25 protein-coding genes are annotated in these 26392 nt (G+C 72.9%); 14 read left to right on the top strand and 11 right to left on the bottom strand.

From position 1 onward, the window contains the following. Positions 1-157 precede the first annotated feature (157 nt). Complete coding sequence (locus tag ACZ52J_RS10135) at positions 158-4318, bottom strand: CHAT domain-containing protein (protein ID WP_465617347.1); 4161 nt, start codon at positions 4316-4318, stop codon at positions 158-160. 288 nt (positions 4319-4606) lie between these two features. On the opposite strand from ACZ52J_RS10135, the gene ACZ52J_RS10130 reads away from it, so the two are divergent. Beyond that, positions 4607-6397, top strand: coding sequence for a protein kinase domain-containing protein (locus ACZ52J_RS10130; RefSeq protein ID WP_465617345.1), 1791 nt, complete (start codon positions 4607-4609; stop codon positions 6395-6397). Positions 6398-6469: 72 nt separating this feature from the next. Here ACZ52J_RS10130 and ACZ52J_RS10125 read toward each other — a convergent pair whose 3' ends face one another. The 4 genes from ACZ52J_RS10125 to ACZ52J_RS10110 all read right to left on the bottom strand — a co-directional run bounded on the left by ACZ52J_RS10125 (position 6470) and on the right by ACZ52J_RS10110 (position 12748). Beyond that, positions 6470-7498 (bottom strand): ABC transporter ATP-binding protein, encoded by a 1029-nt coding sequence (locus ACZ52J_RS10125; RefSeq protein WP_465617343.1) that lies wholly within the window; start codon positions 7496-7498, stop codon positions 6470-6472. Continuing rightward, positions 7495-9060 carry an ABC transporter permease gene (locus tag ACZ52J_RS10120; RefSeq protein ID WP_465617341.1) on the bottom strand — a complete coding sequence of 522 codons (1566 nt, stop codon included), beginning with the start codon at positions 9058-9060 and terminating at the stop codon, positions 7495-7497. The genes ACZ52J_RS10125 and ACZ52J_RS10120 overlap by 4 nt, the downstream gene beginning before the upstream one ends. Then, positions 9057-10127 carry an iron ABC transporter substrate-binding protein gene (locus tag ACZ52J_RS10115; RefSeq protein ID WP_465617339.1) on the bottom strand — a complete coding sequence of 357 codons (1071 nt, stop codon included), beginning with the start codon at positions 10125-10127 and terminating at the stop codon, positions 9057-9059. Before ACZ52J_RS10115 ends, ACZ52J_RS10120 begins: the two co-directional genes overlap by 4 nt. A 371-nt stretch (positions 10128-10498) precedes the next feature. Next, positions 10499-12748, bottom strand: coding sequence for a heavy metal translocating P-type ATPase (locus ACZ52J_RS10110; protein WP_465617337.1), 2250 nt, complete (start codon positions 12746-12748; stop codon positions 10499-10501). 272 nt (positions 12749-13020) lie between these two features. On the opposite strand from ACZ52J_RS10110, the gene ACZ52J_RS10105 reads away from it, so the two are divergent. Further along, entirely contained in the window at positions 13021-13302 is a 282-nt protein-coding gene (locus ACZ52J_RS10105; protein ID WP_360492073.1) for a metal-sensitive transcriptional regulator, read from the top strand. A 56-nt stretch (positions 13303-13358) separates the two neighbouring features. Beyond that, positions 13359-14273, top strand: coding sequence for a hypothetical protein (locus ACZ52J_RS10100; RefSeq protein ID WP_465617335.1), 915 nt, complete (start codon positions 13359-13361; stop codon positions 14271-14273). Between the two features lie 251 nt (positions 14274-14524). Here the strand turns inward: ACZ52J_RS10100 and ACZ52J_RS10095 are convergent, their stop codons facing one another. After that, positions 14525-14806 carry a hypothetical protein gene (locus ACZ52J_RS10095; RefSeq protein WP_465617333.1) on the bottom strand — a complete coding sequence of 94 codons (282 nt, stop codon included), beginning with the start codon at positions 14804-14806 and terminating at the stop codon, positions 14525-14527. After that, positions 14803-15237: an ATP-binding protein gene (locus ACZ52J_RS10090; RefSeq protein WP_465617331.1), complete on the bottom strand. Its 435-nt coding sequence runs from the start codon at positions 15235-15237 to the stop codon at positions 14803-14805. Before ACZ52J_RS10090 ends, ACZ52J_RS10095 begins: the two co-directional genes overlap by 4 nt. 241 nt (positions 15238-15478) lie before the next feature. Between ACZ52J_RS10090 and ACZ52J_RS10085 the strand changes: the two genes are divergently transcribed. The 3 genes from ACZ52J_RS10085 (at position 15479) to ACZ52J_RS10075 (ending at position 16929) form a co-directional block, all read left to right on the top strand. Continuing rightward, positions 15479-16336, top strand: coding sequence for a helix-turn-helix domain-containing protein (locus ACZ52J_RS10085; RefSeq protein ID WP_465617329.1), 858 nt, complete (start codon positions 15479-15481; stop codon positions 16334-16336). Positions 16337-16370: 34 nt separating this feature from the next. Continuing rightward, positions 16371-16574, top strand: a complete 204-nt coding sequence (locus ACZ52J_RS10080) for a DUF397 domain-containing protein (protein ID WP_465617327.1) — start codon at positions 16371-16373, stop codon at positions 16572-16574. 136 nt (positions 16575-16710) lie between these two features. After that, a complete protein-coding gene (locus ACZ52J_RS10075) occupies positions 16711-16929 on the top strand; it encodes a DUF397 domain-containing protein (protein ID WP_465617325.1) in 219 nt (72 codons plus the stop codon). A gap of 49 nt (positions 16930-16978) precedes the next feature. On the opposite strand, the gene ACZ52J_RS10070 is transcribed toward ACZ52J_RS10075, so the two are convergent. Further along, positions 16979-18142 (bottom strand): permease, encoded by a 1164-nt coding sequence (locus ACZ52J_RS10070; protein ID WP_465617323.1) that lies wholly within the window; start codon positions 18140-18142, stop codon positions 16979-16981. 437 nt (positions 18143-18579) lie between these two features. Between ACZ52J_RS10070 and ACZ52J_RS10065 the strand changes: the two genes are divergently transcribed. The 7 genes from ACZ52J_RS10065 (at position 18580) to ACZ52J_RS10035 (ending at position 22816) form a co-directional block, all read left to right on the top strand. Further along, complete coding sequence (locus ACZ52J_RS10065) at positions 18580-18891, top strand: type VII secretion target (protein WP_465617321.1); 312 nt, start codon at positions 18580-18582, stop codon at positions 18889-18891. After that, on the top strand, positions 18891-20498 hold the full coding sequence (locus ACZ52J_RS10060; RefSeq protein WP_465617319.1) for a hypothetical protein: 1608 nt from the start codon (positions 18891-18893) through the stop codon (positions 20496-20498). The genes ACZ52J_RS10065 and ACZ52J_RS10060 overlap by 1 nt, the downstream gene beginning before the upstream one ends. Further along, a complete protein-coding gene (locus tag ACZ52J_RS10055; RefSeq protein ID WP_465617317.1) occupies positions 20495-20884 on the top strand; it encodes a hypothetical protein in 390 nt (129 codons plus the stop codon). The genes ACZ52J_RS10060 and ACZ52J_RS10055 overlap by 4 nt, the downstream gene beginning before the upstream one ends. After that, entirely contained in the window at positions 20884-21417 is a 534-nt protein-coding gene (locus tag ACZ52J_RS10050) for a hypothetical protein (RefSeq protein WP_465617315.1), read from the top strand. The genes ACZ52J_RS10055 and ACZ52J_RS10050 overlap by 1 nt, the downstream gene beginning before the upstream one ends. 213 nt (positions 21418-21630) lie before the next feature. Continuing rightward, the gene (locus ACZ52J_RS10045; protein WP_465617313.1) at positions 21631-21954 is read left to right on the top strand and encodes a heavy-metal-associated domain-containing protein; all 324 of its coding nucleotides are present in this window, start codon (positions 21631-21633) and stop codon (positions 21952-21954) included. Between the two features lie 106 nt (positions 21955-22060). Next, positions 22061-22342: a metal-sensitive transcriptional regulator gene (locus ACZ52J_RS10040; protein WP_360492100.1), complete on the top strand. Its 282-nt coding sequence runs from the start codon at positions 22061-22063 to the stop codon at positions 22340-22342. 186 nt (positions 22343-22528) lie between these two features. After that, a complete protein-coding gene (locus ACZ52J_RS10035) occupies positions 22529-22816 on the top strand; it encodes a hypothetical protein (RefSeq protein WP_465617310.1) in 288 nt (95 codons plus the stop codon). Between the two features lie 50 nt (positions 22817-22866). On the opposite strand, the gene ACZ52J_RS10030 is transcribed toward ACZ52J_RS10035, so the two are convergent. Together ACZ52J_RS10030 and ACZ52J_RS10025 are read right to left on the bottom strand one after the other, a co-directional pair. Then, entirely contained in the window at positions 22867-23409 is a 543-nt protein-coding gene (locus ACZ52J_RS10030) for an MOSC domain-containing protein (RefSeq protein ID WP_465617308.1), read from the bottom strand. Positions 23410-23494: 85 nt separating this feature from the next. Beyond that, positions 23495-24088: a TetR/AcrR family transcriptional regulator gene (locus tag ACZ52J_RS10025; protein ID WP_465617306.1), complete on the bottom strand. Its 594-nt coding sequence runs from the start codon at positions 24086-24088 to the stop codon at positions 23495-23497. A 153-nt stretch (positions 24089-24241) separates the two neighbouring features. Here ACZ52J_RS10025 and ACZ52J_RS10020 point away from each other — a divergent pair, with 153 nt between their 5' ends. Continuing rightward, positions 24242-25876: an FAD-dependent monooxygenase gene (locus ACZ52J_RS10020; protein WP_465617304.1), complete on the top strand. Its 1635-nt coding sequence runs from the start codon at positions 24242-24244 to the stop codon at positions 25874-25876. Here ACZ52J_RS10020 and ACZ52J_RS10015 read toward each other — a convergent pair. Next, positions 25858-26274, bottom strand: a complete 417-nt coding sequence (locus tag ACZ52J_RS10015) for a DUF4345 domain-containing protein (RefSeq protein WP_465617302.1) — start codon at positions 26272-26274, stop codon at positions 25858-25860. The two genes, ACZ52J_RS10020 and ACZ52J_RS10015, sit on opposite strands and share 19 nt — an antisense overlap. Positions 26275-26392 lie beyond the last annotated feature (118 nt).

Genomic DNA, 26392 nt, shown 5'->3' with positions numbered 1-26392 from the left:
GCGACGGGGTCGATCGGTACGACGGGGACGCTCGGTGCAGCAGGTCGATCGGTACGGCCGGTCGATCGGTACGGCTGGGACGACGGTCGGACGGGCCGGTGGCGCGCACGGTCTAGGACGACGGCAACTGCCCTGCGGTTGCCGCCGGTCGGGGTGGTCAGTAGAGCGAGTTGATCCGTCGCTGCATCGCTCGCAGCTCCGTGTCCTCCGGGCTGTACTCGACGGCCTTGCGGGCCAGGTCGCGGGCCTCCCGCAGCTGGCGGGCGTTGGCCCGCTGGACGGCGAACGAGCCGCAGACGATGCCCAGTTCGCGGTGCAGCTTGCCGGTGTCCTCCGGGGTGTCGGAGAGGCTGACCGCCTCCTCCAGCAGCCGGATCGCCTCGGGGTAGCGGCGGGCCTCGTAGTGGCCGATGGCCTCGCCGCGCCAGACGCTGACCATCAGGCGGCGGATGTCGGTCGAGTCGTCGTAGGACTTGGCCTTCTGCAGCATGGCGGCCTGGGCGGTGAACGGCTTGTCCTGCATGGCGTCCAGCACGTGGTTGGCGAGCATCACCGCGACCCGGCGCGGGGCCTCGCGCTCGACGTCGCCGTCCCACTCCGGGTCGGCGTCCAGCGCCTCGGCCATCCGCCGCACCGCGCGGACGCGGTCGTCGGCGAAGGCGGCGGAGCGGGCGAGTTGGCGCAGCACGAAGGCGAGGCCGAGCCTGTGGTCCGGGTCGGAGTTGAGGTCGATCAGCTTCCGCCAGGCGTCGGCGGCCTCCTCGAGCTCCGCGTCGGTCGATTCGGGGCGGCTGAGCTGGCCGGCTCGGTTGCCGAGGGCGGCTTCCAGGAAGTGCCGGGCGGTCGGGTCGCCGGGGACGAGCTCCATGCTCTTCTGCAGCAGGTCGAGGGCGCGGGTGTAGTCCTTGTCCTCGTTGTTGATCTTGCGGGCCCACTGGGCGTAGGTGGCGCCGAGGTCGCCGCGCACCTCCGGGTCGTCGGGGGCCAGCGCGAACGCCTTCTCCAGCAGCTCGGCCGCGCCGGGCTGGTCGTCGACGGTCTTCTTGAGCAGCGCGCGGGCGGCCCGCACGCCGGACTCGGCGGCGATGGCGGCGGCGTCGGCGGGCAGGACGGCGCCGGGGACGGAACGGGCGCGGGTGAGGCAGTCCAGGGCCTCGCGCCAGTCCTGGTTGCGGTGGTGCTCGCGGGCCTGGCTGACCAGGGACTCGCCGAGCAGCGCCTGCCAGCCCTCGCCGCGCTCGCTCTCTGCCACCGCGTCCAGGGCGGCGACGGCGGCCGCCTGCCGGCCCTGCAGCTGCAGGTAGCGCTGCGGGCCGAGGACGCCGAACAGGGCGAGGGCGCGGGTGGGCGCGGGGGCGTCGGGGCCGGCGGGCCGCCGCCAGGCCAGGACGGCCTGCTCGAAGGCCTCGCCCCAGGCGGCGAGTTCGGGCTCGGCGCGGAGCAGCCGGTCGAGCGTGGGGCCGGCCGTCAGGCGGCGGGCGGGGCGGCCGGGCAGCGCTATTCGGACGTCCTCGCCGGCGAAGGCGTCGGCGCTGTGGGCCTCCATGCCGAGGAGCAGCGTCCAGGCGCTCACCTCGTCGCCGCTGCGGCCGGCGGCCCGGTCGACGGCGCGCAGGTCGTCCCGGAGGCGGTCGATGAGCCCGGTACGGGCGGCGGCCAGCCGCTGCGGTTCGGCGGTGCGGCCGGTGATCCGGGCGGACTCGGCCCACAGCTCGGGCTGGTAGAGGGCGGCGACCAGGCAGCCGAGCGTCCAGGCCCAGACCTCCTCGTCCGCTGTCCCGGAGGCGGTGGTGGCGTCGTCGGCGGCGGCGGCGGAGGCGGCGGCGGACGCGGCGGCGAGGCGGTAGCCGGCCAGGCCGAGGGCGTGCAGCAGCCGTGGGTGGGCCGGGTCCTTGAGCAGCAGCTCGCGGTAGGCCTCCCAGGCCTCGCGGTGGCGGCCCTCGGTGGCGTGCTGGTGCGCCTCGTGCTCGGCGAGCAGGACCAGGGTGCCCGCCGCCTGCGGGTGAACGGGGGCGAGGGCGAGGGCCTGGCGCAGGTCCCCCGCGGCCCGTCCGGGCTGTTCGGCGGCGAGGGCGGCGCCGGCCCGGCGGACCAGGACGGCGGCGCGGACGGCGGTGGCGTCCGGCGGCAGTTCGGCCAGCGCCTCGTCGTGGCGGCCGAGTTCGGCGCGCAGCAGGGCGAGGTCGAGCCGGACCGGCGCGGCGGCGGCGCTGTCGCCGAGCGCCGCCGCCCAGGCGGCGAGGACGGGTTCGGCCTGCTCGGGCGTGCCGACGCGGCGGGCGCAGTCCAGGACGGCGCGCAGCGCGGGGCCGGCGCAGCGGACGCAGCGGGGTGAGCCGGCGCCGTCGGGGGTGTGCAGGTGGTCGGTGCAGGCCTCGCGGCCGCAGCCGCCGCAGGAGCCGGTGGCGGGCCGGTCGCAGACCGCGCAGTCGCCGGCGGCTTCCGCTGAACCCGACGGGGTGGTGCCCGGGGAAGGGGCGGTGCCTGCGGTCAGGAAGTGTCGGTACCAGTCCAGTGCGGCGGCCCAGTTGCCGGCCCGTTCGGCGAGCAGGGCGCGCAGCCGGGCGATCGCCGGGTCGCCGGTCGGGTCGGGCGGGCCGAGCAGGGCGATCGTCTGTGCCGGGCGGCCGGCCAGCAGGGCGACGGCGGCCAGGTGGTAGCGGTCGCGCAGGCCGCCGGCGGCGTCCAGCAGGGTGGTGACCGTCTCCGGAGTGCCCTCGGCGAGGGCGAGGGCGGCGCGCAGCCGGGCCTGCCGGTGGGTGAGGGCGCCGGGCAGGGTGTCGGCGAGCGCGAGCGCGGCGGTGGCGCGTTCGCGCTGCTCGGGCCGGTCGCGGCCGGTGACCAGCAGGTGGGCGGCCTCGCGCAGGGCGGCTTCGCGCAGCGCGGTGCGGTAGCCGGGGGCGGCGGGGTGTTCGGCGGTGGCCCGCTGCCAGAGTGCGCGGGCGGCGACCGGGTCGGTGGCCAGGCGGGTGCGGGCGAGCGTGTCGCGGGCCAGGGCCTGGCGCTCGCGCAGGTCCGCGTCGTCCAGGGGTTCCCAGCGGGCGAGGGCGCCGGCCGGGTCGTCGGTGCGGGCGAGGGCGAGGCCGTGGTGGAAGGCGGCGATCCGGGTCCAGCGGGAGCCGGGTTCGGTGTCGGATTCGGCGCGCAGGAGCGGCTGGGCCTCCTCGGCCTGCCCGGCGGCGAGCAGGGCGGCACCGAGCCGGACCCGGGCGGGGCGCCAGTCGGGGGTCTGACCGAGGCCGGCGCGGTAGTCGGCGGCGGCCTCGGCGGGGCGCTCGGCCCGTTCGTGGACCAGGGCGAGGCCGAACCGGGCCGGGGCGAAGGAGGGTTGGACGGTCAGGGCGGCGGTGAACTGTTCCCGGGCCTGGTCGTCGGCGCCGAGCAGCAGGGCGAGCCGGCCGAGGGCGTAGCGGGGGCGGGGGTCGGTCGGGTTCTCGACGGTGGCGGACGCGAAGTCGGTCCAGGCGGTCCCGGTGGCGCCGAGCCGCTGCCGGGCCAGGCCGCGGAAGAGCAGGCTGTCGGTGCGCAGCGCCGGGCCGCGTCCCCATGGCGAGGGCTCGCCGGGGTCGTGCCGCAGCGCCTCGTCGAAGGCCGCGATGGCGGGTTCGTCCCGGTGCAGGGTGTACAGCTGGGCGCCCCAGCGGAACCAGAGTTCGCCGCTGCCGGCGGGGGCCGCGGCGGCGAGCAGGGCCTCGGCCTCGGCGGCCCGGTCGGTGTCGCGGAGCAGGGCGGCGCGGGCGAGCACCGGCCAGTCGCGGCCGGGCAGGGCGGCGAGGGCGCGGGCGGTGGCGTCGTCGCGCTGCCCGGGGGCGCCGTCGCGGCACCGGCGCTGCAGCCAGTCGAGGGTGCGGGCGGCGGCGTCGGTCTCCTCGCCGGGCTCGGCGCCGGCGGCGGTGGCCTGGAGGAAGGCGAGCAGCGGTCCCAGGTCGCCGTCCGGGGCCTGTATCCGTTCCTCGGCGAGGAGGCGCAGGCTCCACCGGGGCAGTTGGCGGGCCGGGTCGGGGAGCAGTGGGAAGGCCTCGCGGTGCAGGGCGAGGGTGGCCTGCTGGTCGCCGGTGGGGAGGGTGGCCTCGGCCTGGCCGATCAGCGCGAGGCCGCGCTGCGGGCCCAGTTCCGCGGGCCCGGCGGCCAGTTGTTTCGCCAGCCGGGCGTAGCGGCGCCGGGCCTGGGCGGCCTTGCCGGCGGCGAGCCGTTCGGCGGCCGTGGCCAGGGCTTTCGTCACCGTCGCGGCGTCCAGGGCCCGTCGGCGGCGCGCCAGTACGACGGCGGCCGCTCCGGCCAGTGCCACCACGATCAGCAGCACCGCTAGCAGCGCCATGCACCGTCCCCCTGTGTCAGGATGTCGCCCACTCCATGATCAATGAGGTTCGACCGATCATGAGTTGACGTTGTGTCGTGATGTTGCTCGGGCGCCATCAGAATAGGCCCTCGGTCGGACAGACGAACAGCGAAGAGCACTATCCTGGGCAACGCGTCAGCAGGACGTGAACAAGCGCGTCAACTGCGGTCGGAAGCGGCGGGCGGTCAAAAGCGCCGAGCAGTCGGAAGCGTCGAGCGGTCAGCGTCGAGCGGTCAGCGTCGAGCGGTCAGAAGCGTCGGGGGTCCTGTGTCCGAGTCTCGTTGGGTACCCGGGCTCCGGTTCGGGCCGGAGTTCGACCCCGAGCAGTACGAACTCCTCGAATTCCACCACCGGGGCGGCGAGGCCGAGGTGTGGCGGGCGGTGCGCACCGGCCACAACGGCCGCAAGGAGCTGGTCGCCGCGAAGATCATGCTGGAGCGCGATCCCTCCGAGGTCCGGCGCTGGCTCGGGCGCTGGGACGACGTCTCGCACAACGCGCACCGGCTGGACGTCACCGACCTGGTGGTGCCCAGCTTCCTGCTCGGCCCCTCCCCGCACCGGCCCGGCGCGGTGCCCTCCGGCGCGCTGCTGGGCTACCAGATCTCGCCCTGGGTCGAGGGCGTGCCGCTGCACACCTGGGCCCGCTCCCAGCGCGGCGGTCCGGCGGCGGTGGCCGAGGTCCTGGCCGGGCTCTGCCGGATCGTCGACGAGCTGCACCGCAAGCGCTGGGTGCACCGCGACATCTCCCCCGCCAACGTCCTGGTGGACGGCCAGGGCCACGTCAAGCTGATCGACCTGACCTTCCTCGCCCCGCTCGACCACACCCTGACCGTCGCGGTGTTCACCCCCGGGCACGTCCCGCCGGAGGCCGAACAGGTCGGCGGTTTCCCGACCACCGCCAAGGACCTGTTCGCGGTCGGCACCCTCGCCCGCACCCTGCTGCTGCCCGACCACGGCCGGCTCGACCACCGGCTCGCCGCCGAACAGGCCCGCGCCGAACTGCTCGCGGCCGGTTACCGCGAGGAGCTGGCGCGCTGGGCGTGCGAGCCGCTGGCCCGCGCCCCGGAACGCCGCCCCTCCCCGCTCGGCCCGTGGGCCGGCCGCGGCCGCGAACTGCTCCGCGCCCACCGGCCGGTGGCCCGCACCGCCGGCCTGGCCGTCCTGCCCGACCGGGCCGGGCGCCCCCTGGTGGTCACCGGTGGTGGTGACGGCACCGCGCTGGCCGGCCCCGGCCGCGCCGGGCACCGACTGCCCACCGGCCAGGGGCCGGGCGCCGTACGGGAGTTGATGGCCGGCTGGGCGGGACGCCAGGGCGAGCTGGTGGTCTGCGCCGAGGACCGCGGCAACACCCTGTGGATCGGCACGTCGGCCGGCTGGTGGGAGGCCGCGCGCGGGGTCAACGGGCTGGCCGGAGCGGTCGGTCCGGCCGGGGAGATGACGGTCTGGACGGCCGTCGGCGGCGCGCTGCGCTCCTACCGCTGGGCACCCGGCCTCACCCTCACCGGCCAGGAGCTGCCCGGCTGCCCCGCCGACCGGGTGCTCGCGGCCGTCGAGGAGCGGCCCGGCTGGTGGCTGGTCCTGGTCGAGCACCGCGGCCGGGTCCTGAGCTGGCGGCCCGGTTCCGCCGAACCGCCCGCCCCGCTCGGCCCGAGCGGCGCGCCGCGCGCCGGGGCACTGGCCCGCACCTCCGCCGGATCGCAGGCCGCCACCCTGCGACCCGACGGCTCCGTCCAGTTGCACACCCTCGGCACCGCCGGGCCGGGCACCGAGATCGGCGACGGCGAGCCCTCCCTCGGCATCGCCATGGCGGGCCACCGCGGCGGCCCGACCATCGCGCTGGCCGGTGCGGGCGGCGTACGGCTGCGGCTGCCGGCCGGCGGCGCCTCCCGCCGGCCGCGCTGGTGGCGGCCGACCCTGCGCCCGGCCACCCGCGTCGCGCTCGCGATGGGCGACGACTGGCGGCTCTGCCTGGCGGCGGTGGTGGAGGGCGAGTTGCAGGTGTGGCAGGAGGACGCGGCCTACCGCTGGCAGGCGGTCGAGCTGCCGGAGGAGCCGTAGGGCCGCCCGTCTGCTCAGCGGAGGTCGGCCGCGTCGTTCACCGCGCCGAAGGCGGCCCGGGTCGAGGCCCGATCAGGCCTCCGGCAGGACGTGGACCGGGCCGACCGCACTCACGTACGCCTCGCCGCCGACCGGCCACGGGCGGTCGGCGGAAGCGATCAGCCCGTCCGGCAGGTCGCCAGCCTCGGGTCGCAGTTCGACCCGGTGGTCGTGGCCACGGAAGTCGCTGCCGAGCACCTTGGCCGGGACGGCGCCCGCCACCGGTGTGGCGGTGAGGCGGAGTTGGGCGGGGCGGAGCAGGGCGAGGGCACTTCCGGAGGCGGGGGTGGCGAGCGGGAGGACACCGAAGGCGGTGCGGGCGTCGACTCCCCCGGCCTCGGCGGGGATGAGGTTCGCCTCGCCGAGGACGCCGGCGACGGCGGCGTCGGCCGGGCGGTGGTAGAGCTCGTCGGGGCTGCCGGACTGGGCGATCCGGCCATCCCGCAGCACGGCAATGGTGTCGGCGAAGGAGAGCGCCTCGTCCTGGTCGTGGGTGACCAGGACCGCCGTGGTGCCGGACTGCCGCAGGGTACTGGCGACTTCGCGGCGCAGTTCGGCCCGCAGCGCGGCGTCCAGGGCGGCGAACGGCTCGTCGAGCAGCAGGAGTCGGGGGCGGGGCGCCAACGCTCTTGCCAGGGCGACGCGTTGCTGCTGGCCGCCGGAGAGCTGGTGCGGGCGGCGTTCGCCGAGGCCGGGCAGGCCGACGAGCTCCAGCAGCTCCTCGACCCGGGCACGGCGCTGCGAACGCGGCAGTCCGAAGCCGATGTTGGCGGCGACGCTCAGGTGCGGGAACAGGGCTCCGTCCTGCGGGACGAGGCCGATGCCCCGGCGTTCGGCGGCGAGCCGGCTGCGGCCGTCGTCCAGGACGCGGCCGTGCAGCACGACCTGCCCGGCGGCGGCCGGATGGAAGCCGGCCAGTACGCGCAGCAGGGTGGACTTGCCGCAGCCGGAGGGGCCGAGGACGCAGGCGAGGGCGCCGTCCGGCACGGTCAGGTCGATGCCGTGCAGGACGGGGCTGCGCCCGTGGGCGGCGTGCAGGTCGACGACGGACAACCCGGTCATCGGGTGCTCCCTAGGCTTCGACGGGTCAGCAGCAGGACGGAGGGGACGGACAGTGCCACCATCAGCGCCGCGTACGGCGCGGCCGCCCCGTAGGCGAGGCCGCTGGTGTAGACCCAGAACTGGGTGGCCAGGGTCTGGGTGCCGGTCGGGCGCAGCAGCAGGGTGGCGGTGAGTTCGGTGGAGGCGGTGAGGCCGACCATGGCGACGGCGGCACCGAGGCCGGGCAGGACCAGTGGCAGGGTGACCCGGCCGAGGACGGCGAGGGGCCGGGTGCCGAGCGAGCGGGCGGCTTCCTCGACGCCGGGCGGTACCTGGGCGAGGGCGGCGCGTACCGCGGTCAGGGCGAGGGGGAAGAACAGCAGGACGTACCCGAGGATGAGCATCGGCGGCTGCTGGTACAGGGGTTGGGCCCAGCGGACGGCGAAGAACACCACCGAGAGGGCGACCGCGATGCCGGGCAGCGCCCGGGTGAGGTACGCGATCCGCTCGACGGCGCGGGCGGGCCGGGTGCCGCGCCGCCAGCCGTACAGGGCGACGGGGATGGCGCAGACCGTCGCGACCAGGGCCGCGCCGAGGGCGTACCCGAGGGTGGCGAGGGTGGCACCGAGGACGGAGGCGGAGGGCAGGGTGGTGGAGCTGCCCTTGACCAGCCAGTACGCCAGCGCGTACAGCGGCACGCCGAGCGAGACGCCGACCAGCGTGGCCAGTGCGACCAGGGCCGGGAGCGTCCAGCCGCCGAGGCGTACGGGTACGGCGGGGCGGGCGAGGGCGCCGTGCCGGGTGATCCGGGCCTGGCGGCCGGCCCAGGCCTCGAGGGCGACGAGCAGCAGGGCGAGTCCGACCAGCACCAGGGTGAGCAGGGAGGCGGAGGCCGCGTCGAAGCCGAGCTTGTACTGGGTGAACACGGCGGTGGCGAAGGTGGTGTAGCGCAGCATCGCGAAGGCGCCGTACTCGCCGAGCAGGTAGAGCGAGACGAGCAGGACGCCGCCGGCCAGGGCGGGCCGGGTGAGCGGGAGGGTGACTCGCCACAGGGTGGCGAGCCGGCCGCGGCCGAGCGAGCGGGAGACCTCCTCGGCGGCGGCGTCGCCGTGCCGCAGGGCGGCGGCGACCGGGAGGAAGACCAGGGGGTAGAGCGAGCAGGTCATCACCAGGACCGCGCCCCAGTAGCCGTGGACGGAGCGGAACAGCGAGACCCAGGAGTAGCCGCGGACGAACTCCGGTACGGCGAGCGGCAGGGCGAGCGCGACGGTCCAGGCGCGGCGGCCGGGAATGGTGGTGCGTTCGACCAGGTAGGCGGCGCCGAAGCCGAGGACGGCGGTGGCGAGGGTGACGGCGGCGGCCAGGCCGAGGGTGTGCCCGAGCAGGGTCGCGATCAGCGGGCGGCCGAGCAGCCGCCGGGTCTGACCCCAACCGGCTTGGGCGGCTTGGGCGATGACGAAGCCGAGCGGCGAGGCGACAACCGCGACGACGGCGACGGCGACGGGTGCGAGCAGGCCGGTGGCCCGCCACCGCCGGAGCGGGGACGGGCCCTTGGCGCGAAGCGGGTCGCGGGGGAATGTCACTGGAGCAGTCCGGCGTCCTGCAGCAGGGCCAGGGCCTGCTTGCCGTCGCCGAGCTGGGCCGGGTCGGCGACGGTGCCGAGGCCGTCCAGGGCGGGCAGTTCGGGCTTGCCCTGGACGCCGGGGACCAGCGGGTACTCGTAGCTGGCGGAGTCGGCGATGACGGTCTGGGCCGGGGCGGAGGCGAGGTAGCCGAGGAAGGCCTGGGCGGCGGCCTGGTGCTTGCCGTGCTTGAGGACGCCGGCGCCGGAGACGTCGACCAGCGAGCCCGGGTCGCCCTTGGGGAAGTAGTGCAGGGTCGCGTGGGTCTCGGCGGCGCCCTTCTCGTCGCGCATCCGGTAGAAGTAGTAGTGGTCGATGACGCCGCCCTCGACCTCGCCGCTGTTGATCGCGGCGGAGAGGTCCTCGTTGCTGTCGTAGACCTTGGCGTTGTCCTTGAGGCCCTTGAGCCACTGCTTGGCGGCGTCCTCGCCCTTGGCCTTGAGGACCTGGGTCACGACGGGGGCGAAGTCGGTCTCGCCGGGGGCGATGCCCAGGCGGCCCTTCCACTCGGGCTTGGCCAGGTCGAGCACCGAGGCGGGCGGCGCGGTGTCGGCGCCCTTGCCGGTGCCGGCCAGGAAGGCGGAGGTGCGGGCGGAGATGCCGACCCAGTCGCCGTTGCCGGAACTGTCGGCGGCCGGAACGGACTTGAGGGTGTCGGGGGCGACCTTGGAGAGCAGGCCCTTGTCGCCGAGGACGGTGAGTGCGGGCGGGTTCTCGGCGTAGAAGACGTCGGCCGGGGAGGCGCCGCCCTCCTGGAGGATCTGGTTGGCGAGCTCGGCCTCGTCGCCGGAGCGCAGCTCGACCTTGATGCCGGTGCGCTTGGTGAAGTCCTCGGTGAGGGCCTTGACGGTCTGCTCGTGCTGGCCGCTGTAGACGGTGATGGTCTGGCCGGCCGACGCCGTGCCGGAGTCCGTGGGTGTGTTCCCGGAGCCACTGCTGCCGCAGGCGGTGAGGGAGAGCGCGCAGGCGGCGAGGAGGGACAGGGCCGCGAGGGGTCGGACGGTGCCGGGCAGGGTGGTTCCGGGCATGGTGAGGGTCCTCCGAGGGTGGCGGGGGTCGGCCGTACGGGCCCGCGGTCGACGCGGGGGACCGGGCTGGCGACACCAGAACCTAGGGCAGGGAAGGCTTGCCTAACAAGTGTCGGAGCGTCACATCTCGGTCCGGTCGCGACAGGGTAGGACTTCGGTGAGCGCTACCCCAAGTGAACGCAAAACACCCTTCAAGAACAGGCCGGAACGGGAGGAAGCGCCCACCTGGGAGGAGTCGGCCGGCCATCGCCCCCCGCTACGGTGCGTAACGGCAGCCCCGAGACCCGGCGACCCGGCGACCCGGCGACCCAGGACGCACCGAGGCCCCGGAACCGGTGTCGGTTCCGGGGCCTCGCCCGCAGGAGTCGGACTCAGCGGAAGCGGCGGAGCCGGAGGCTGTTGCCGACCACGAAGACCGAGGAGAAGGCCATGGCCGCCCCCGCGATCATCGGGTTGAGCAGCCCGGCGGCGGCCAGCGGCAGCGCGGCGACGTTGTAGCCGAAGGCCCAGAACAGGTTGCTCTTGATGGTGCCGAGGGTCTTGCGGGAGAGCCGGATGGCGTCCGCCGCGGCCAGCAGGTCGCCGCGGACCAGGGTGAGGTCGCCGGCTTCGATCGCGGCGTCGGTGCCGGTGCCCATCGCCAGGCCCAGGTCGGCCTGGGCGAGGGCCGCGGCGTCGTTGACGCCGTCGCCGACCATCGCGACGACCTTGCCCTCGGCCTGCAGCCGCTTGACGGAGTCGACCTTGTCCTGGGGCATGACCTCGGCGATCACGTGCTCCGGCTTGATGCCGACCTCGGCCGCCACGGCCTCGGCGACCAGCCGGTTGTCGCCGGTCAGCAGCACCGGGGTGAGGCCCAGTTCGCGCAGCTTGCGGATCGCCTCGGCGCTGGTCGGCTTGACCGCGTCGGCGACCTCCAGGACGGCCCGCGCCTCACCGTCCCAGCCGACCGCGATCGCCGTACGGCCGGCGGCCTCGGCGGTGCGCTTGGCCTCGGCCAGGCCCTCCGGCAGGTACTGCGACCACTCGTTGAGCAGCGCCTCCCGGCCGGCCACCACCGCGTGGCCGTCCACCACGCCCTGGACGCCCAGGCCCGGGACGTTCTCGAAGCCCTCGACGGCGGGCAGTTCGCCGGCCTTGGCGGCGGCGTTGGCGACGGCCCGGGCGATCGGGTGCTCGGAGGCGTGCTCCAGGGCGCCGGCCAGGCGCAGCACCTCGGCCTCGGTGGTGGTGCCGGCGGTGTGGACGGCGAGCAGGGTCATCTGGCCGGTGGTGACGGTGCCGGTCTTGTCGAGGACGATGGTGTCGACCTTGCGGGTGGACTCCAGGACCTCCGGGCCCTTGATGAGGATGCCGAGCTGGGCGCCGCGGCCGGTGCCGACCAGCAGCGCGGTCGGGGTGGCCAGGCCGAGGGCGCACGGGCAGGCGATGATCAGCACGGCCACTGCTGCCGTGAAGGCGGCGGTCCAGCCCTCGCCGGTGCCCAGCCAGTAGCCGAGGGTGGCCACCGCGAGGGTGATCACGATCGGTACGAAGACCGCGGAGATCCGGTCCGCGAGGCGCTGCGCGGCGGCCTTTCCGTTCTGCGCGTCCTCGACGAGCTTGGCCATCCGGGACAGCTGGGTGTCCGAGCCGACCCGGGTGGCCTCGACCACCAGTCGGCCGCCCGCGTTGACGGTGGCACCGGTGACGTTGTCGCCGGCCCCGACCTCGACCGGGACGGACTCGCCGGTCAGCATCGAGGCGTCCACCGCGGAGGCGCCCTCGACCACCACGCCGTCGGTGGCTATCTTCTCGCCCGGCCGGACCACGAAGCGGTCGCCCACGGCGAGTTCGGCGATCGGGATGCGAACCTCGGTCGCGCCGCGCAGCACCGTCACGTCCTTGGCGCCCAGTTCCAGCAGCGCCTTGAGCGCGGCGCCGGCGGTGCGCTTGGAGCGGGCCTCGAAGTAGCGGCCCGCCAGGATGAAGGCGGTGACGCCGGCCGCCGCCTCCAGGTAGATGTTGGACGCGCCGTCGCTGCGGGCGATGGTGAATTCGAAGCCGTGGCGCATGCCGGGCATCCCGGCGTCGCCGAAGAACAGGGCCCACAGCGACCACAGGAACGCGGCGCCGGTGCCGAGCGAGACCAGGGTGTCCATCGTCGCGGCGCCGTGCTTCAGGTTGGTCCAGGCGGCGCGGTGGAACGGCCAGGCGGCGTAGGTGACCACCGGGGCGGCCAGGGTCAGGGACAGCCACTGCCAGTTGTCGAACTGCAGGGCCGGCACCATCGCCATCGCGATCACGGGCACGGCGAGCGCCAGCGCGGTGAACAGCCGGGCGCGCAGCGGGGCCAGGTCGTCCGCCGGCTCGGCCGGCTCGCCGGCGTCGGCCCGGCCGTCGGTGGCCGGGGGCTTGGGCAGCGCCGCGGTGTAGCCGGTGGCCTCGACGGTGGCGATCAGGTCGGTGACCTCGACGCCGTCCTCGAAGGAGACCTTCGCCTTCTCGGTGGCGTAGTTGACGCTGGCGGTGACCCCGTCCATCCGGTTGAGCTTCTTCTCGATGCGGGCCGCGCAGGAGGCGCACGTCATTCCGCCGATCGAGAGTTCCACCTCCGCGGAGGCGGGTGCCTGCGTAGTCATCGTCGCTCCTCGTCACAGTCGTCGTGCGGTTCGTTCGGCGGCCGGGCCTTCATACCCAGGAGGGGTAGCGGGCGGTGCCGGGTTCATTTATACCCCCGTGGGGTATCGAGGGCAAGCCCCGGTGGATACCCCTGGCAGGTATTTCTCAAGGCGCCCGACTGCTTGACTTGATACCCCATGGGGGTATTCACTCGAGGGTGTCGAGCCGGGGCCGCGCAGCCCCGCGCCTCCTGCACCCCCGCACACCCCGCCGGAATCCCGAGGAGGACCACATGGCCGGCTACCGCACCGAGAAGGACCAGCTCCTGCGCAGACTGCGCCGCGTCGAGGGCCAGATCCGCGGCCTCCAGCGCATGGTCGACACCGACACCTACTGCATCGACGTACTGACCCAGGTCTCGGCCGCCACCAAAGCCCTCCAGTCCGTCGCACTGCAACTGCTCGACTCCCACCTCGCCCACTGCGTCCACGACGCCATCGCGGGCGGCGGCGACGAAGCCGACGCGAAGGTCGCCGAGGCCTCCCAGGCCATCGCCCGGCTCATGCGCGCCTGAGCCCCTTCCGTTCCGTCCGTACGACCGCCGACACGACCGCCCGAGGAGAACCCGCCATGAACACCGCGCTGCGCATCACCGCCTTCACCGCCGGCCTCGCCGCCGCCTTCGGCCTCGCCCTCGGCGTCGGCAACGCCACCGGCAGCGGCCCCTCCCCCAAGCCCGCCACCGCCGGGCACGCGGGCCACGCGGATCACGACGCCGGTCAGACTGCCGAGCACCTGCCGGGCGGGCTACAGATCTCCGAACGCGGCTACACGCTCAGCGTCGAGAACCCCTTCGTCACCGCCGGCTCCCCCACCGACCTGCGGTTCCGCATCCTCGGCGCCGACGGCAAGCCGGTCACCGCCTACCAGCAGCAGCACGACAAGGAACTGCACCTGATCGTCGCCCCGCGCGACCTGTCCACCTTCCAGCACCTGCACCCGACCCTCGCCGCCGACGGCACCTGGAGCGCCCCGACCGCCGTACCCACCGCCGGGGAGTACCGCGTCTTCGCCGACTTCACCCCGGCCGGCGACGCCGAAGGCCTCACCCTCGGCGCCGACCTGCACGCCGCCGGCGACCTGCGCCCGGCCCCGCTGCCGGAGACCGGACGGACCGTCACCGTCGACGGCTACACCGTCACCCTCGGCGGCGACCTCACCCCCGGGCACAGCGGCCGGCTCACCCTGAACGTCAGCAAGGACGGCACGCCGGTCACCGACCTCCAGCCCTACCTCGGCGCCTACGGCCACCTGGTCGCGCTCCGCGTCGGCGACCTCGCCTACCTCCACGTCCACCCGGACACCACCACCCCGGGCCCGGAGATCGGCTTCACCACCACCGCCCCGAGCACCGGGAGTTACCGCCTCTTCCTGGACTTCCAGCACCAGGACACCGTCCACACGGCGGCCTTCACCGTGACGACGAACGGCACCCCGACCGCCCCCACCCACCCGACCGAGGCGGCCGGCGCCCACCAGCACTGAGCAACACCCGCACGAACAGGGCCGGGCGATCCACACGGGATCGCCCGGCACCGGCGTTTACCCGAACGGGTGTCGGGCGGCTTGCCGGAGCACCGAGCGGAGAAGGGCTTCCGGGTTACCCGGGGTGGCCGCCCAGAGCTGTATCTCGGCGTGGGCGGCCTGGCGGCGGGGGCTGACGGCCCGGACCGGACGGGAGAACTGGGCACTGAGGCACCACCACATCTCGATGCGGGCCCAGATGGGGCGACGGATCACTCGGGGGCCGTCGCGCACAGGCAGATCGGGTGGGCGGACTCGACGCCGATGAAGGCGATCGCACGCACCTCGCCGAACTCGACCAGCTGGTGGGCGATTCGGGCTTCGGAGGCCGGGGAGAAGTAGTCGGCGAGGTAGCCGGCCTGATCGTCGTCCAACGGGAGCCGGGCCAGGCTGGTCCGGATGGCGTCGAGGGCGTCGGCGAGCTTGGCGAAGGTGGCGACCTTCGTGACGCCCTTGATCTCGACGGTGACGGGGAAGGGGAGTTCGACACTCACTGCGCGCCCCCACCGATCAGCGCCCACATCACCTTGCCGACGCCACCCGCACGCGGGCAGCACCCCCAGCCGGACGCCAGCTGGGAGACCAGCCAGAGCCCGCGCCCCGTCTCGTCGTACTCGGCAGCGGGGTGCGGCACGGGCGGCCGGTTGGCGTCGGCGTCGTGCACCTCGATGCGGAGCGAGTCGGGGCACAGCTCGAACCAGATGAAGATGAGCCGCCCCGGCGGGGTCTTGGCGTGGAGGACCGCGTTGGTGACGAGCTCACCGAGCACCAACTCGCCGGCGTCGAGGAACCGTTCACCATCGGGCTGGTTGGTGAGGAAGGTTCGGAGCAGCCGCCGGGCGAAGCCGGCGGACTTGTGGTGCCTGGGCAGCCACCAGGAGTACGGATTGGTGGGAGCGGGCGGCTTCTCCAACGTTCCGGGCATGGCGGGGCCTCCTCCGGGGATGGTGGGAAAGTTCGCGATCCGAAGGGCGGCGAGAGGCATGGGAATGCCCGAGCGATAAGCCGCGAGGATCACGCTGTGTGGTGCATCGCACTACGACGAGTAGCATGCACCCGTATCAGTGCGGCTCGCAACAAGCATTTCTGCATCAGTGCAGATTTACTAGCCTGGATCCAATGCCTCGTCACAAGGCAGACTGGGATGGGCTCAAGAAGGGAACACCGTGACCGACGAATCGAGGCCGACCGTGCGCGGCCGTCGTCTGGGGTCGGAGCTTCGCCGGCTCCGGGAATCGGCGAACAAGACGACCGACGATGCTGCGGGCGCGCTCAAGTGCTCCCGCGCGAAGATCAGTCGGATAGAGACCGGCTCGGTGGGGATCCGGCGCTTGGATCTCGGAATCCTGTTGGACCTCTACGGTGTCACGGAGTCACGCGACAGGGACGCTCTTGAAACGCTCGCCCGGGAAGGCAAGAAGCGTGGCTGGTGGCGTGATTACGGCGACACGGTCCCGCCTGCCTACGCCGACTACCTTGATCTGGAGGGCGACGCCCGGTACATCCGAACGTGGCAACCCCTGGTCATCCCGGGCCTCTTGCAGACCGAGGACTACACCCGGGCTTTGCTGGAGGCGAACCCCGCCGCTGTTCGCCCGGAACGCATCGATCAGCTGGTCAAGGTGCGGATGGAACGCAAGGCGGTTCTGACCAAGCCGGACCCGGCACGCTTCTGGGCAATCATCTGGGAACCGACCCTTCGATGTCCTGTGGGCGGGGCCGAGGTGCACCGAGCACAGTTGCACTCCCTCGCAGAGGCATCGCAACTCCCAAACGTCACGATGCAGGTCGTGCCGCTGGATGTCGGCGCCACGGCCGGAGCCTGCGGTGGGTTTGTGATGCTCGGGTTCACAGACTCGTCGGCCTCGGGCGCGGTGGCTCTCGAAACGCTTACCAGCAGTCACTACCTTGAGAAGGAGGCAGAGCTGGACGGCTACGGGCTCGTCTTCGACTACCTGCGGTCGTCGGCCCTGAACCCGACCCAGTCGCTCGATATGATCACCGCCATCGCGGCAGAGACGTGAGTGCCAGATCAAACAAGAGGGTGAGCGTATGACCATGCCGGAGATCCCCGCCCAGGGCTGGTACAAGAGCAGCTACAGCGCTCAGGCGACGGAGTGCGTAGAAACCGGGCGCGTCGTCAGCAGCGGCATGGCCGTCCGAGACTCGAAGGACCCCCACGGTCCGGCTCTGGCTTTCCCCGCCGACGCCTGGACGGCGTTCATCACCGCCATCAAGGCCGGGAATTTTCCCGGCGCCTGATACATCGTTGCGCGAGAAGTCGAACAGGCCGACTTCTCAGGCAAGCCTCGTCCTCGGTGTTGGACCGTCTTCGAGCAGCGGCCCTCGACGTAGGGCCGTCGCGGCGGCTCGTCACACAGATCGCAAAGGAACTCGAATGATCGACCCGGGTCGGGACAGTCTGAAGCACGCAGCGTGGCGAAAGAGCAGGTTCAGCGCCAACCAGGGGAACTGCGTCGAGGTCGCGGACGGCTTCGTTGACATCGTCCCGGTCCGCGACTCCAAGGACCCCGATGGGCCGGCACTCGCCTTCCCGCCCGAGGCGTGGACGGCATTCGTCACTGCCATCAAGACCGGCGAACTCCCCAACATCTGACCATGCTTGCGCGAGAAGTCGGCCGGGCCGACTTCTCGCGCACACCTCATCAGTGGTGGTTGTGGCCTGCGTGCGCCCCATCGGCCGGGGCGCCGCCCATCATCCGTAGCATCGCGGCGCCGCCGGTGCGGAGGAAGCGGATGAGCAGTCCCAGCGCCAGGAGCAGGAAGGCGATGTTGAGCCAGGTGGTGTAGTTCCACTCCACGCCGGACATCGGGATCTCCGCGTCCCGCTGGTCCGGCACCAGGCCGAGGCCGCCGAAGAGGAACTCGACGGCGTACCCCGCGAGGACCATCGCGACGTAGAAGGTGCCGAGCAGGAAGAGCGCCATCCGGGGGCCGTAGTACTTCCGGTAGATGTTCAGGATCGGCAGGATCAGCAGGTCCGCGAAGATGAACGCGACCACCCCGCCGAAGCTGATGCCGCCGTTCCAGAGCACCACGGCCAGCGGCACGTTGCCGATCGAGCAGACGAACGACGCGATCGCCACCAGCGGGCCGACCAGCGGGCCCCAGAGCTTGCCGGCGAGCGGGTGGTCGACGAAGAAGAAGGCCTGCCAGAAGGAATCCGGCACCCAGGCGGCGATGGCGCCGGCGATGAGCAGACCGATCACCAGGTCCCTGAGGATCGCCGCCCACTCCATCACGAAGACGTGCGAGACCGAGGTCAGCCCCCGGCCGGACAGCAGTCGGCGGGCGAAGGAGCCCTCCCCGGCCACCGACATGTCCATCGCCGCGTGGCCCTCCATCGACCCCGCCCGGCCGTGCTCCGCCTGTTCGCGGGCTTCGCGCAGCAGCCGGTCCCGCAGCAGCAGTCGGAAGAGGACGGCGAGCAGCAGGATCATCACCGGCCCGCCGACGAATTCGGCCGCGGTGAACTGCCAGCCGAGCAACAGGGCCAGGATCACGCCGAGTTCGACGACCAGGTTGGTCGAGGCGATCTCGAAGGCCATCGCGGCGGTGAAGTTCGCGCCCTTGCGGAACAGCGAGCGGGCCAGCGCAACGGCCGCGTACGAGCAGGAGGAGGAGGCCATGCCGAGACCGGCGGCGACGGCGAGGGTGCGCGGGCGGTCGTCGCCGAGCAACCGGACGACGGTGGACTTGCGGACGACGGCCTGGACGACGGCGGAGAGCAGGAAGCCGAGGATCAGGGCCCAGGTGATCTCCCAGGTCATCGACCCGGTGATGGACAGCGCGTGCAGGATCGCGTGCATGGGGGTCCGCCTTCCCGTGGTGCCGGTGCCGGTGCCGGAGCCTGCGGCTGTGCCGTGGGGCTCCGATGGGCGCTGATCACGCTATACCCGCACGGGGTATGGAGAACCCTGGCACGCCCAGCGCCCGGAGCGGCAACGACCAGCCGGGCGTCGCACGGTCTCACCCGACCGTCGCGGACTGCGCCTCAGTAGCCGAGGCGGCCGCAACTCGCTGACCAGGCATGCGGAACGCGCGCTCCGCACGCCGGTCCACGACCCGGCGAGAACGGCGCGAGCATACCCTAGGGGGGTAATGTTTATCCATAGAAGCCCAAGAGCCCAAAGGCGCATCCGGGTAAGGGTATCGCCCCCGCACCCCGGCGGACGGGCGTCTATGCTCGTCGATCGTGCTCGTTCGATCACGGCGAGCAAGGGCCTTCATGGGGGGAGACCAACTGATGACCGGCACCTTGGGGTACACCGTCCAGCCCGGCGCGCTGGATGGCGTAGCGACAGCACTCGAAAACGTCGCGACCGACCTGGCGTCAGCCGACCTTGCCTACACCGGGCTGGTGACCTACGAGTCCAGCGCCTTCGGCGAGTTCGGGATGGACCAGGCGTGGTCGGCCTTCGACGGCAACTGGTCGAAGGAACTGCACGTCACCCAGCGCGCCGTGACCGAGCTGGCGCAGAAGGTGTCCGAGACCAGCGGCAACTACCGCGCCGCCGAAGCCGAGGTCGCCTCGTCGATGACCCCCGAGCACGCCTGATGAGCAAGGTCACCGAGCTCAAACAAGCCCAGCAGGCCATGAAGGCGATTCAACCGCTCAGCGGCGGTGGCGCCGCCGAGCTGATGAAGGCCATCCAGAAGGCGCTGGCCGTGCCCGGGCCGGTCGGCGCTCCGGACACGATCCGTGACCGGGCCAAGGACTACGCGAAGGCCGCCAAGGCATACGAGAAGGCATCCGCCGATCTCGGCACGGTCGCCGACGCCAGACTGCCGAGCGTCTGGACCGGCGCCGTCGCCGAGCACGCAACCGAAGCCGTGCGGGCGCTGGCGAACGAACTGGACGTCTCGAAGAAGACCCTGGAGCTGGCCGTCACCTGGCTGAACTCCTGGGCAGAAGAGCTGAGTACGGCCCGGAACTACGACGAGATCGGCGTGCACGACCTGAATCAGGCGCTGAAGTCGATCGCTTTCAGCCCCTTCGCCGCCGCCGGCCTCACGGACGCCCTGGACGGGGTGTCGTGGCGGCTCATGGGCGCCGAGCGGGCGGAGATGTGCGGCACCCGCACCGCGAGCATGCTCAACCAGTTCGCCGCCCGGGCCCGCGCCGAGCGCGCGGGGCAGGGCAAGACCGATCCGCTCGCCGCGCTGGTCCTGGCCAACGAGAAGGGCCCCGGTGGCACGGACGACGGCGATTACATCCTGACCCCCGACCAACTCTCGCGCGCGAACGGGTTCCTGGCCGGACTCAACGCCGATGACCAGGCCGCGTTCCAGGGCATGCTCTCCGGCGCCAAGTCACCGGAGGAGGCCGCCTACCTCTGGAAGGCCATGGCCGCCGGCCACACACTGGCCGAGGTCCAGCAGTTCGGAGCACTGATCCACCCCCACGGCGACGACCCGACCTGGCTGGCCCAGCACCTGGTCCCGGCCCTCCGTACGGACGACGCCGGCCAGGAGTCCACCACCGACGTCACGGGACTCATCTACCAGGGCAAGGCAGTCCCCACCTCGGGCGTAAGACTCGGCAGCGGCGGCGGCTCGTACAGCCAGGGCGGCGTCGGCGACTGCGTCGCCGCCTCCACCGTTGTCGCCGCCCTCAAGCTGGACCCGGTCACGATGCTCCGGATCACCACCGGCAACACACCCGACGTCCCGGGAGCGGATTCGTCGGCCAACTTCGAGCATCGGCTCCAGCAGCTCTACATCTCGCAGTACCAGCAGTACCAGCAGGGCCAGACGGCCAACGGCGACGAGAAGATCTACCCGCAGTCGAACGCGGGAGTCGGCCCGAAGGGAAACACGTTCCTCGCCAACCAGAACCTCGGAAAGGCGACCGGCGACACGTACGAATACGTCAATCTCAGCACCGAGGACGACCGACGTGCGGCCGTTGCCCGGATCGAGAAGGCCGTGGACGAAGGCAAGCCCGTGCCGTTCTGCGCCCTCGACCCCACCAGCAAGGACGATCCCAAGGCACACCAGATGGTGATCACCGCCCGGGACGGCGACCGGCTCCAGGTCTACAACCCCTGGGGCCAATCCGAATGGATAACGGAAGACCAGTTCATCCACAGTCATGTGAACGACGGACACCTCACGAACAACGCCGCCATCAACATGCCCTACGGTGCGGAGCTGCCGAAATGACGACCGTCCGACTGGATGCCGAGCTGATGACCGGCTACGACGTGGAAGCCGCCGTCACCCGCGGGCTGCTGATCGACGGCACCCCGCGCCGGGTGCTCTTCGACGAGGCCGCGATCGCCGCCTCCTACCAGGCCGAGGCACTGCTCATCGGCCCCCACCGGCTGGGTTTCCTGGCCCAGTACGTCCGCGCCGGCGGCTTCACCGCCGCGCTCGACCTGCCCGAGCCGGTGATCGGCCGGGCGGCGGGCGAGTTGGTCCGTGGCTGGCTGCGCGCGGCCGCCGCCACCGGGGCGGACCTCCAGCGCGAGGTCCTGTTCGCCCGTTGGCTGGCCTCCGTGGCGCTGCTCATCGCCATGCGTCGCCGAGTCCGGGAGGACGGGAACTGATGCGTCGTTTCATCGCCGGTGCGGCGGCCCTCCTGGCCGCCGTGCCGCTGCTCGCCGCCTGCTCCTCCGACGGGCCATCCCTCTGGGCGCCGGTGTCCGGTTCGCCCACCGACCGGCCGACGACGCAGAGTGTCCCATCGGCCGTCCGGCCGGATCAGGAGATCGCCCTCCCCTCCCGGGCCGAGGCCTTCCAAGCCGCCTCCCCGTACCCGCCCAGCACGGTGACGCTGGCCGTCGGGCAGCGGCTCGGCGTTCCTGGAAGTCTGGTCAGCGTCACGGCCGTGACCTGGACGCTCACCTCGCCGGGCGACGGTGCCGTCCTGCGGCGCGGCCCGGACTTCGTCTCCGACCGGTGCCCGGCGGACTCGGTCGGGTGCGACGCGGGGGGCGGCGAGACCTTCCTCGCGCTCGCCCCCGGCAGCACCACGCTGACCTGGGCACTCCACGACCGGGGCCGGTGCCCCGAATCGCGGACGCCGCCGAATCCGGCGTGCGACAGCGTCACCAAGAGCATCCAGGTTACCGTCCGCTGACCCGCTCTCCCCGCGCCGCCACCGGGGAGGCTCAGTCGCCCGCCGGGTGGGGGTGGGGGTGGGGGTGCCGCGTTTCCCGTGAGACCTGCACTGCCCTTCATCCAGAGGCTCGCGCCATCCTGCGATACCCTAGGGGGGTATAGTATATTCAAGCGAAGCAGCCGACCGGGCCAACTCCGGGCGGCATCGGGTACTGACGACAGGAGCACAGCCATGAGCGAGACCACCGTCACCGTCGAGTCGGCCACCACCGAGGGCGCCTCCTGCTGCGGTTCGTGCGGCACCGGCGCCACCGAGGCCCCCGCCGCGTCGGACCTGAACCTGACCTCGGCCTTCCAGGTCAAGGGCATGACCTGCGGCCACTGCGTCACCTCGGTCACCGCCGAGCTGAAGAAGATCGACGGCGTCACCGACGTCGCCGTGGACCTCGCCTCCGGCAAGGTCACCGTCGGCAGCACCCGGCCGCTCGTCGACGCCGACGTGGCCGCCGCCATCGACGAGGCCGGCTACGACCTGGTCGGCCGCCTCGACGGCTGACCTACCGCCATCGGCCCGGACGCCCCCTCGGTCCGGGCCGACTCCCCTGCTACCGCGCCCCGGTAGAGTGAGAGCGCTCCTCACCGCACAGGAACCGGAGACGGCCATGGCCAGCTACAGCCTCCACAAGGACGACTTCCTCAAGCGGCTCCGCCGCGTCGAGGGGCAGATCCGCGGCCTGCAGCGCATGGTCGAACAGGACACCTACTGCATCGACGTCCTCACCCAGGTCTCCGCCGCCAGCCGCGCACTCCAGTCCTTCGCCCTCCAACTCCTGGACGAGCACATCGAATGCTGCGTCCGCGACGCCATCGCCGAGGGCGGCCAGGAGGCGGGCACCAAGATCCGCGAGGCCAATCAGGCCATCGCCCGCCTCGTCCGCTCCTGATCCGGCGAGGACGGCATCCGGAGGACGGCACCCGTTCGACGCGTGGGCCCAGCAGCGAAGTCTGCTGGGCCCCACGCTTGTTCACCACCCGCGGGTAGGGGGTGGGGGTATGCTCAAGGCCCGCCGGACGGGCGGGACGACCGGACACCGACCGGGCAGGACAGACCGAACAAGGGGGGATCCACCGTGTCGACGATCGAATTCGTCCGCCGGCTGGACGGCCTGGTCTACCGCTTCCACGCGGACGGCACCTTCAACGGCAGGCCGTCGTTCAAGCGGACCGACCTCGACATCTGGTGCCGCTGGCTTCCCGAGCGCGGCTGGTGCACGGTCGACGCCGACGGGGTGCCCAACTCCGCGCCGCTGCCCGGCGGAACGGCTGAGGAGCCGTTCCCGCCGCTCTGCCCCTGGCGCAGTTGGAAGGCCGGCAAGTCGTACCTCTACGACCTGCGCCGCAGCGGCCGGGAGCCGTAGCGCCAGCGCGCGGCCCGAAAGTGGCTCGCACCCCCCGGAGCCGTGGCTCCTCAGACCCGGTCGAGCGCCCGGTGCGGCCCGTCCGGCAGCTCGACCGCGATCGCGTCGCCGGGCCGGATCGCGCCGCCCGTACGGACGATGCCCATGATTCCGGCGCGGCGGACGATCGTGCCGTCCTCGGCGCGGCCGACGACCTGCTTGAGCAGGCCCGTGCGGTAGTTGTCGATCTGCGCGCACGGGTTGCGCAGGCCGGTGATCTCCACCTCCGCCCCAGGACCGATCCGCAGCACCGCGCCGACCGGCAGGCCGAGCAGGTCCACGCCCTCGGTGGTGATGTTCTCGCCGAGCGCGCCCGGCGCCACGTCGAAGCCGGACTCGGCGAGTTCGGTGAGGAGTTCGCGGTGGATCAGGTGGACCTGGCGCAGGTTGGGCCGGGTCGGGTCCTGGGCGACGCGCGAGCGGTGCTTGACCGTCACCCCGGCGTGCACGTCGCCCTCCACGCCGAGTCCGGCGAGCAGCGTGATGCCGTCCCGGTTCGGCTTGGTGAACGAGTACTCGGCGTTGCTGCTGACTGCCACCACGATGCCGCTCATAGCTCGGACCTTCCACGCGGACGTACGTTCGATCGGCCCCGAGCATAGGCCCCGCGCGCAAGCCCTGATCACGGCCCCGACCCGGTCAGCCCGTGGTGGGCGCCGTCAGCAGCGGCAGCACGACCTCGTCCAGGATCTCCGCCACCACGCGGTCGGACGGTACGACCCCGCCCACCAGGAACGCGTCCCGCAGCAGGTCGAGCGGGAGCGAGACGACGCGCGGGGTGATCCGGGCCGGGTTGATCTCGCCCCGGTCGGCGGCGCGTCGCATCATCACGCCCAGGCTGCCGACCGGCCCTTCGGCGGTCAGTCCGCCGGTGAAGCCGGCGCGCAGCTCGGGGTCGCGCAGCAGGTCGACCAGGAAGCCGTGGACGGCGTCGGTCGGCAGGTCGTCGAAGCGGTGCAGCAGGCTGCCCAGGAAGCGCGCCAGGTCCGCGCGCAACTCGCCGGTGTCCGGCGGCTCCTGGTAGTCGGGGGCGTTGCGGCCGAGGGCGGCGATGACCAGGGCGGCGCGGTTCGGCCAGCGGCGGTAGAGCACCGGTTTGCTGGTCCGCGCGCGGGCGGCGACGCCCTCCATGGTGAGCCGGTCGTAGCCGTGGTCGGCGAGTTCGGCCCAGACGGCGTCCAGAATCGCCCGCTCCAGTTCGTCGCCGCGCCGCCGCACCGGCTTGTCGCCCACCGCCGAGTCCCCCGCCGAAGCCCGCACCGTGTCTCGCACTGGTCCCGCACCCGACTCTCGTAGATACGTTGCGTTTCTTATCAAGGTCAGTCTACAGTCGAAGGCAAGAAACGCGCCGTATCTTATGGCCGGATGGCCAGGGGGAGATCCGTCATGCGCACTGCTCACACCACCCACACGACTCATGCCACCCAGACGACTCACACCACCCGTACGACCGAGGTCCTGGTGGTCGGCTCCGGCCCGGTGGGCCTCGCACTCGCCATCGGGCTGGCCCGCGCCGGAGTGGGCTGCCGCGTCATCGAGCGGGAGCCGCGGTTCCGCGACCGCGGCGTCCGCGGCAAGGGCATCAACCCGCGCACGCTGGAGGTGTTCGACGACCTCGGCGTCGCGGAAGCGATCCTCGACCGCGGCACACTCGACCTCAAGGTCCGTACGTACGAAGGGAGTCGGCTCCTCGGCGAGGCCGACCCGGCGACCGGCCACCGGCCGACCCCCGACCGCCCGTACGCCGGCATGCTGCTGCTCGGCCAGCACCACACCGAGGAGGTGCTGCGCGGACGGCTCGCCGACCACGGCGTCACCGTCGAGACGGACACCGAGCTGCTCGACTACACCCGGGACGCGGACGGCGTGCTCGCCACCGTCCGGCGCGGCGGCCGGACCGAGCGGCTGAGCGCCCGCTTCCTGGTCGGCTGCGACGGAGGCCGCAGTACCGTCCGCAAGCTGGCCGGTGTCCCCTTCCTCGGCGAGACCTGGGAGGAGGAACGGTTCCTCATGGCCTCGATGGACGTCGACGGCCTGGACACCGACGCCATGCACATCTGGAACGACCCCCGGCTCGGCGTCGGCGCACTGGCGATGATCCCGATGCGGGCGGACACCAACTGGGCCGTACACGCCGCCGTCGACCCGGACGAGCACGGCGAGATCCCCGCCCCGACTGCGGAAACCTTCCGCCACCTGTTCGCCGAACGCGCCGGACTGCCCGGAGTCACGCTGCACGAACCCATCTGGTCCAGCGTCTGGCGGCCGACGGTCCGCATGGTCGAGCGCTACCGCGACGGCCGGGTACTACTCGCCGGGGACGCCGCGCACTGCCAGTCCGCGGCGGGCGGCCAGGGCATGAACACCGGCATCCAGGACGCGCACAACCTGAGCTGGAAGCTGGCCGCCGTCCTGCGCGGCGCGCCCGACGCGCTGCTCGACAGCTACCAGGACGAGCGGCTGCCCGTCGCCCGCGCCGTCCTCGCCGCCACCTCCGCCCAGCACAAGGCGCTGTTCAGCGCCGACGGCGCCCGCGCGCTGACCGACCAGTTCGTCAACCCGGCCGCCACGGGCACCGACTTCACCGGACTCTCCGTCGGCTACCGGGGCGGCCCGCTCGGCCGCGACCTCGACGACACCACCGGCATCCGGGCCGGCGACCGCGCCCCCGACGCGCCCTGCACCACCGCTGACGGCACACCAACCCGGCTGTTCGACCTCTTCCGCGGCCCGCACTTCACCCTGCTGACCATCGGCGAGCACCCGTCACTCACCGGCCTGCCAGGTAACGCCGACCTGCCCGATAGCGCCGGCCTGGCCACCGAAGCCGGCCTGTACGCCGTCCCGGGCCTGCGCCGGTCCGCCGTCCTCGACCCCGACGGCCACGTCGCCCGGGCGTACGGGCTGCGCGGCGACGCCGTCGTCCTGGTCCGGCCGGACGGCTACGTCGCACTCACCGGCGCCACCGCCGACCCGGGCACCATCGCCGGGCAGCTCGGGGGCTACGCCCCGGTGGTGTGAACCCCGCCCGACGCGGACGAGCACGCCCGCTCGTCCGCGTCGGCGAGCCAGAAGTAGACGGCCGGCAGCCCGAGTTCGATCGCCATCAGCACCACCTGGAACCAGTGCGGCCACCCGTCCGCCGCGATGGACAGCACCCGCCCGAGGCCGCCCAGCAGGAACACCGCCGCCAGCCACCGCACCACCCGCGCGGGCACCGGCGTCTGCCGGGCCGTCCAGATCCAGGCCACGCCGTACCCGGCGAAGATCGCGCCCATGAAGCGGCCGAAGCTGTCGACCGTCGGGCCCGCGTGCGCGGCCCCGGGGATCGCGACGTTCCCCAGCAGGAGGTGGAAGAACCCGATCGCCACATCGGCGACCCCCATCATCCATGCGAGCACCCGCAGTGTCCTGGCCATGACCCATCCACCCGTCGTCGGTCCGGTCGGCGCGTGCCCCGATGGACATGCGACCCAGCTGACCCGCGCCTTGGTTGACGCCGCCTTAGTTGACACGCGTCTACTAAGCCAGTGAAAG

Source organism: Kitasatospora sp. NPDC034035, from assembly GCF_055575755.1.
The sequence above is the reverse complement of the archived record's forward strand: the minus strand, read 5'-3'. Positions and strand labels throughout refer to the sequence as shown.

Excerpts from the sequence above, each read along its gene's own strand:
- ACZ52J_RS10135 (WP_465617347.1), bottom strand. The coding sequence starts at position 4,318 with ATGGCGCTGCTAGCGGTGCTGCTGATCGTGGTGGCACTGGCCGGAGCG.
- ACZ52J_RS10125 (WP_465617343.1), bottom strand. The coding sequence starts at position 7,498 with ATGACCGGGTTGTCCGTCGTCGACCTGCACGCCGCCCACGGGCGCAGC.
- ACZ52J_RS10115 (WP_465617339.1), bottom strand. The coding sequence starts at position 10,127 with ATGCCCGGAACCACCCTGCCCGGCACCGTCCGACCCCTCGCGGCCCTG.
- ACZ52J_RS10110 (WP_465617337.1), bottom strand. The coding sequence starts at position 12,748 with ATGACTACGCAGGCACCCGCCTCCGCGGAGGTGGAACTCTCGATCGGC.
- ACZ52J_RS10105 (WP_360492073.1), top strand. The coding sequence starts at position 13,021 with ATGGCCGGCTACCGCACCGAGAAGGACCAGCTCCTGCGCAGACTGCGC.
- ACZ52J_RS10100 (WP_465617335.1), top strand. The coding sequence starts at position 13,359 with ATGAACACCGCGCTGCGCATCACCGCCTTCACCGCCGGCCTCGCCGCC.
- ACZ52J_RS10090 (WP_465617331.1), bottom strand. The coding sequence starts at position 15,237 with ATGCCCGGAACGTTGGAGAAGCCGCCCGCTCCCACCAATCCGTACTCC.
- ACZ52J_RS10080 (WP_465617327.1), top strand. The coding sequence starts at position 16,371 with ATGCCGGAGATCCCCGCCCAGGGCTGGTACAAGAGCAGCTACAGCGCT.
- ACZ52J_RS10075 (WP_465617325.1), top strand. The coding sequence starts at position 16,711 with ATGATCGACCCGGGTCGGGACAGTCTGAAGCACGCAGCGTGGCGAAAG.
- ACZ52J_RS10070 (WP_465617323.1), bottom strand. The coding sequence starts at position 18,142 with ATGCACGCGATCCTGCACGCGCTGTCCATCACCGGGTCGATGACCTGG.
- ACZ52J_RS10065 (WP_465617321.1), top strand. The coding sequence starts at position 18,580 with ATGACCGGCACCTTGGGGTACACCGTCCAGCCCGGCGCGCTGGATGGC.
- ACZ52J_RS10060 (WP_465617319.1), top strand. The coding sequence starts at position 18,891 with ATGAGCAAGGTCACCGAGCTCAAACAAGCCCAGCAGGCCATGAAGGCG.
- ACZ52J_RS10055 (WP_465617317.1), top strand. The coding sequence starts at position 20,495 with ATGACGACCGTCCGACTGGATGCCGAGCTGATGACCGGCTACGACGTG.
- ACZ52J_RS10050 (WP_465617315.1), top strand. The coding sequence starts at position 20,884 with ATGCGTCGTTTCATCGCCGGTGCGGCGGCCCTCCTGGCCGCCGTGCCG.
- ACZ52J_RS10045 (WP_465617313.1), top strand. The coding sequence starts at position 21,631 with ATGAGCGAGACCACCGTCACCGTCGAGTCGGCCACCACCGAGGGCGCC.
- ACZ52J_RS10040 (WP_360492100.1), top strand. The coding sequence starts at position 22,061 with ATGGCCAGCTACAGCCTCCACAAGGACGACTTCCTCAAGCGGCTCCGC.
- ACZ52J_RS10030 (WP_465617308.1), bottom strand. The coding sequence starts at position 23,409 with ATGAGCGGCATCGTGGTGGCAGTCAGCAGCAACGCCGAGTACTCGTTC.
- ACZ52J_RS10020 (WP_465617304.1), top strand. The coding sequence starts at position 24,242 with ATGCGCACTGCTCACACCACCCACACGACTCATGCCACCCAGACGACT.
- ACZ52J_RS10015 (WP_465617302.1), bottom strand. The coding sequence starts at position 26,274 with ATGGCCAGGACACTGCGGGTGCTCGCATGGATGATGGGGGTCGCCGAT.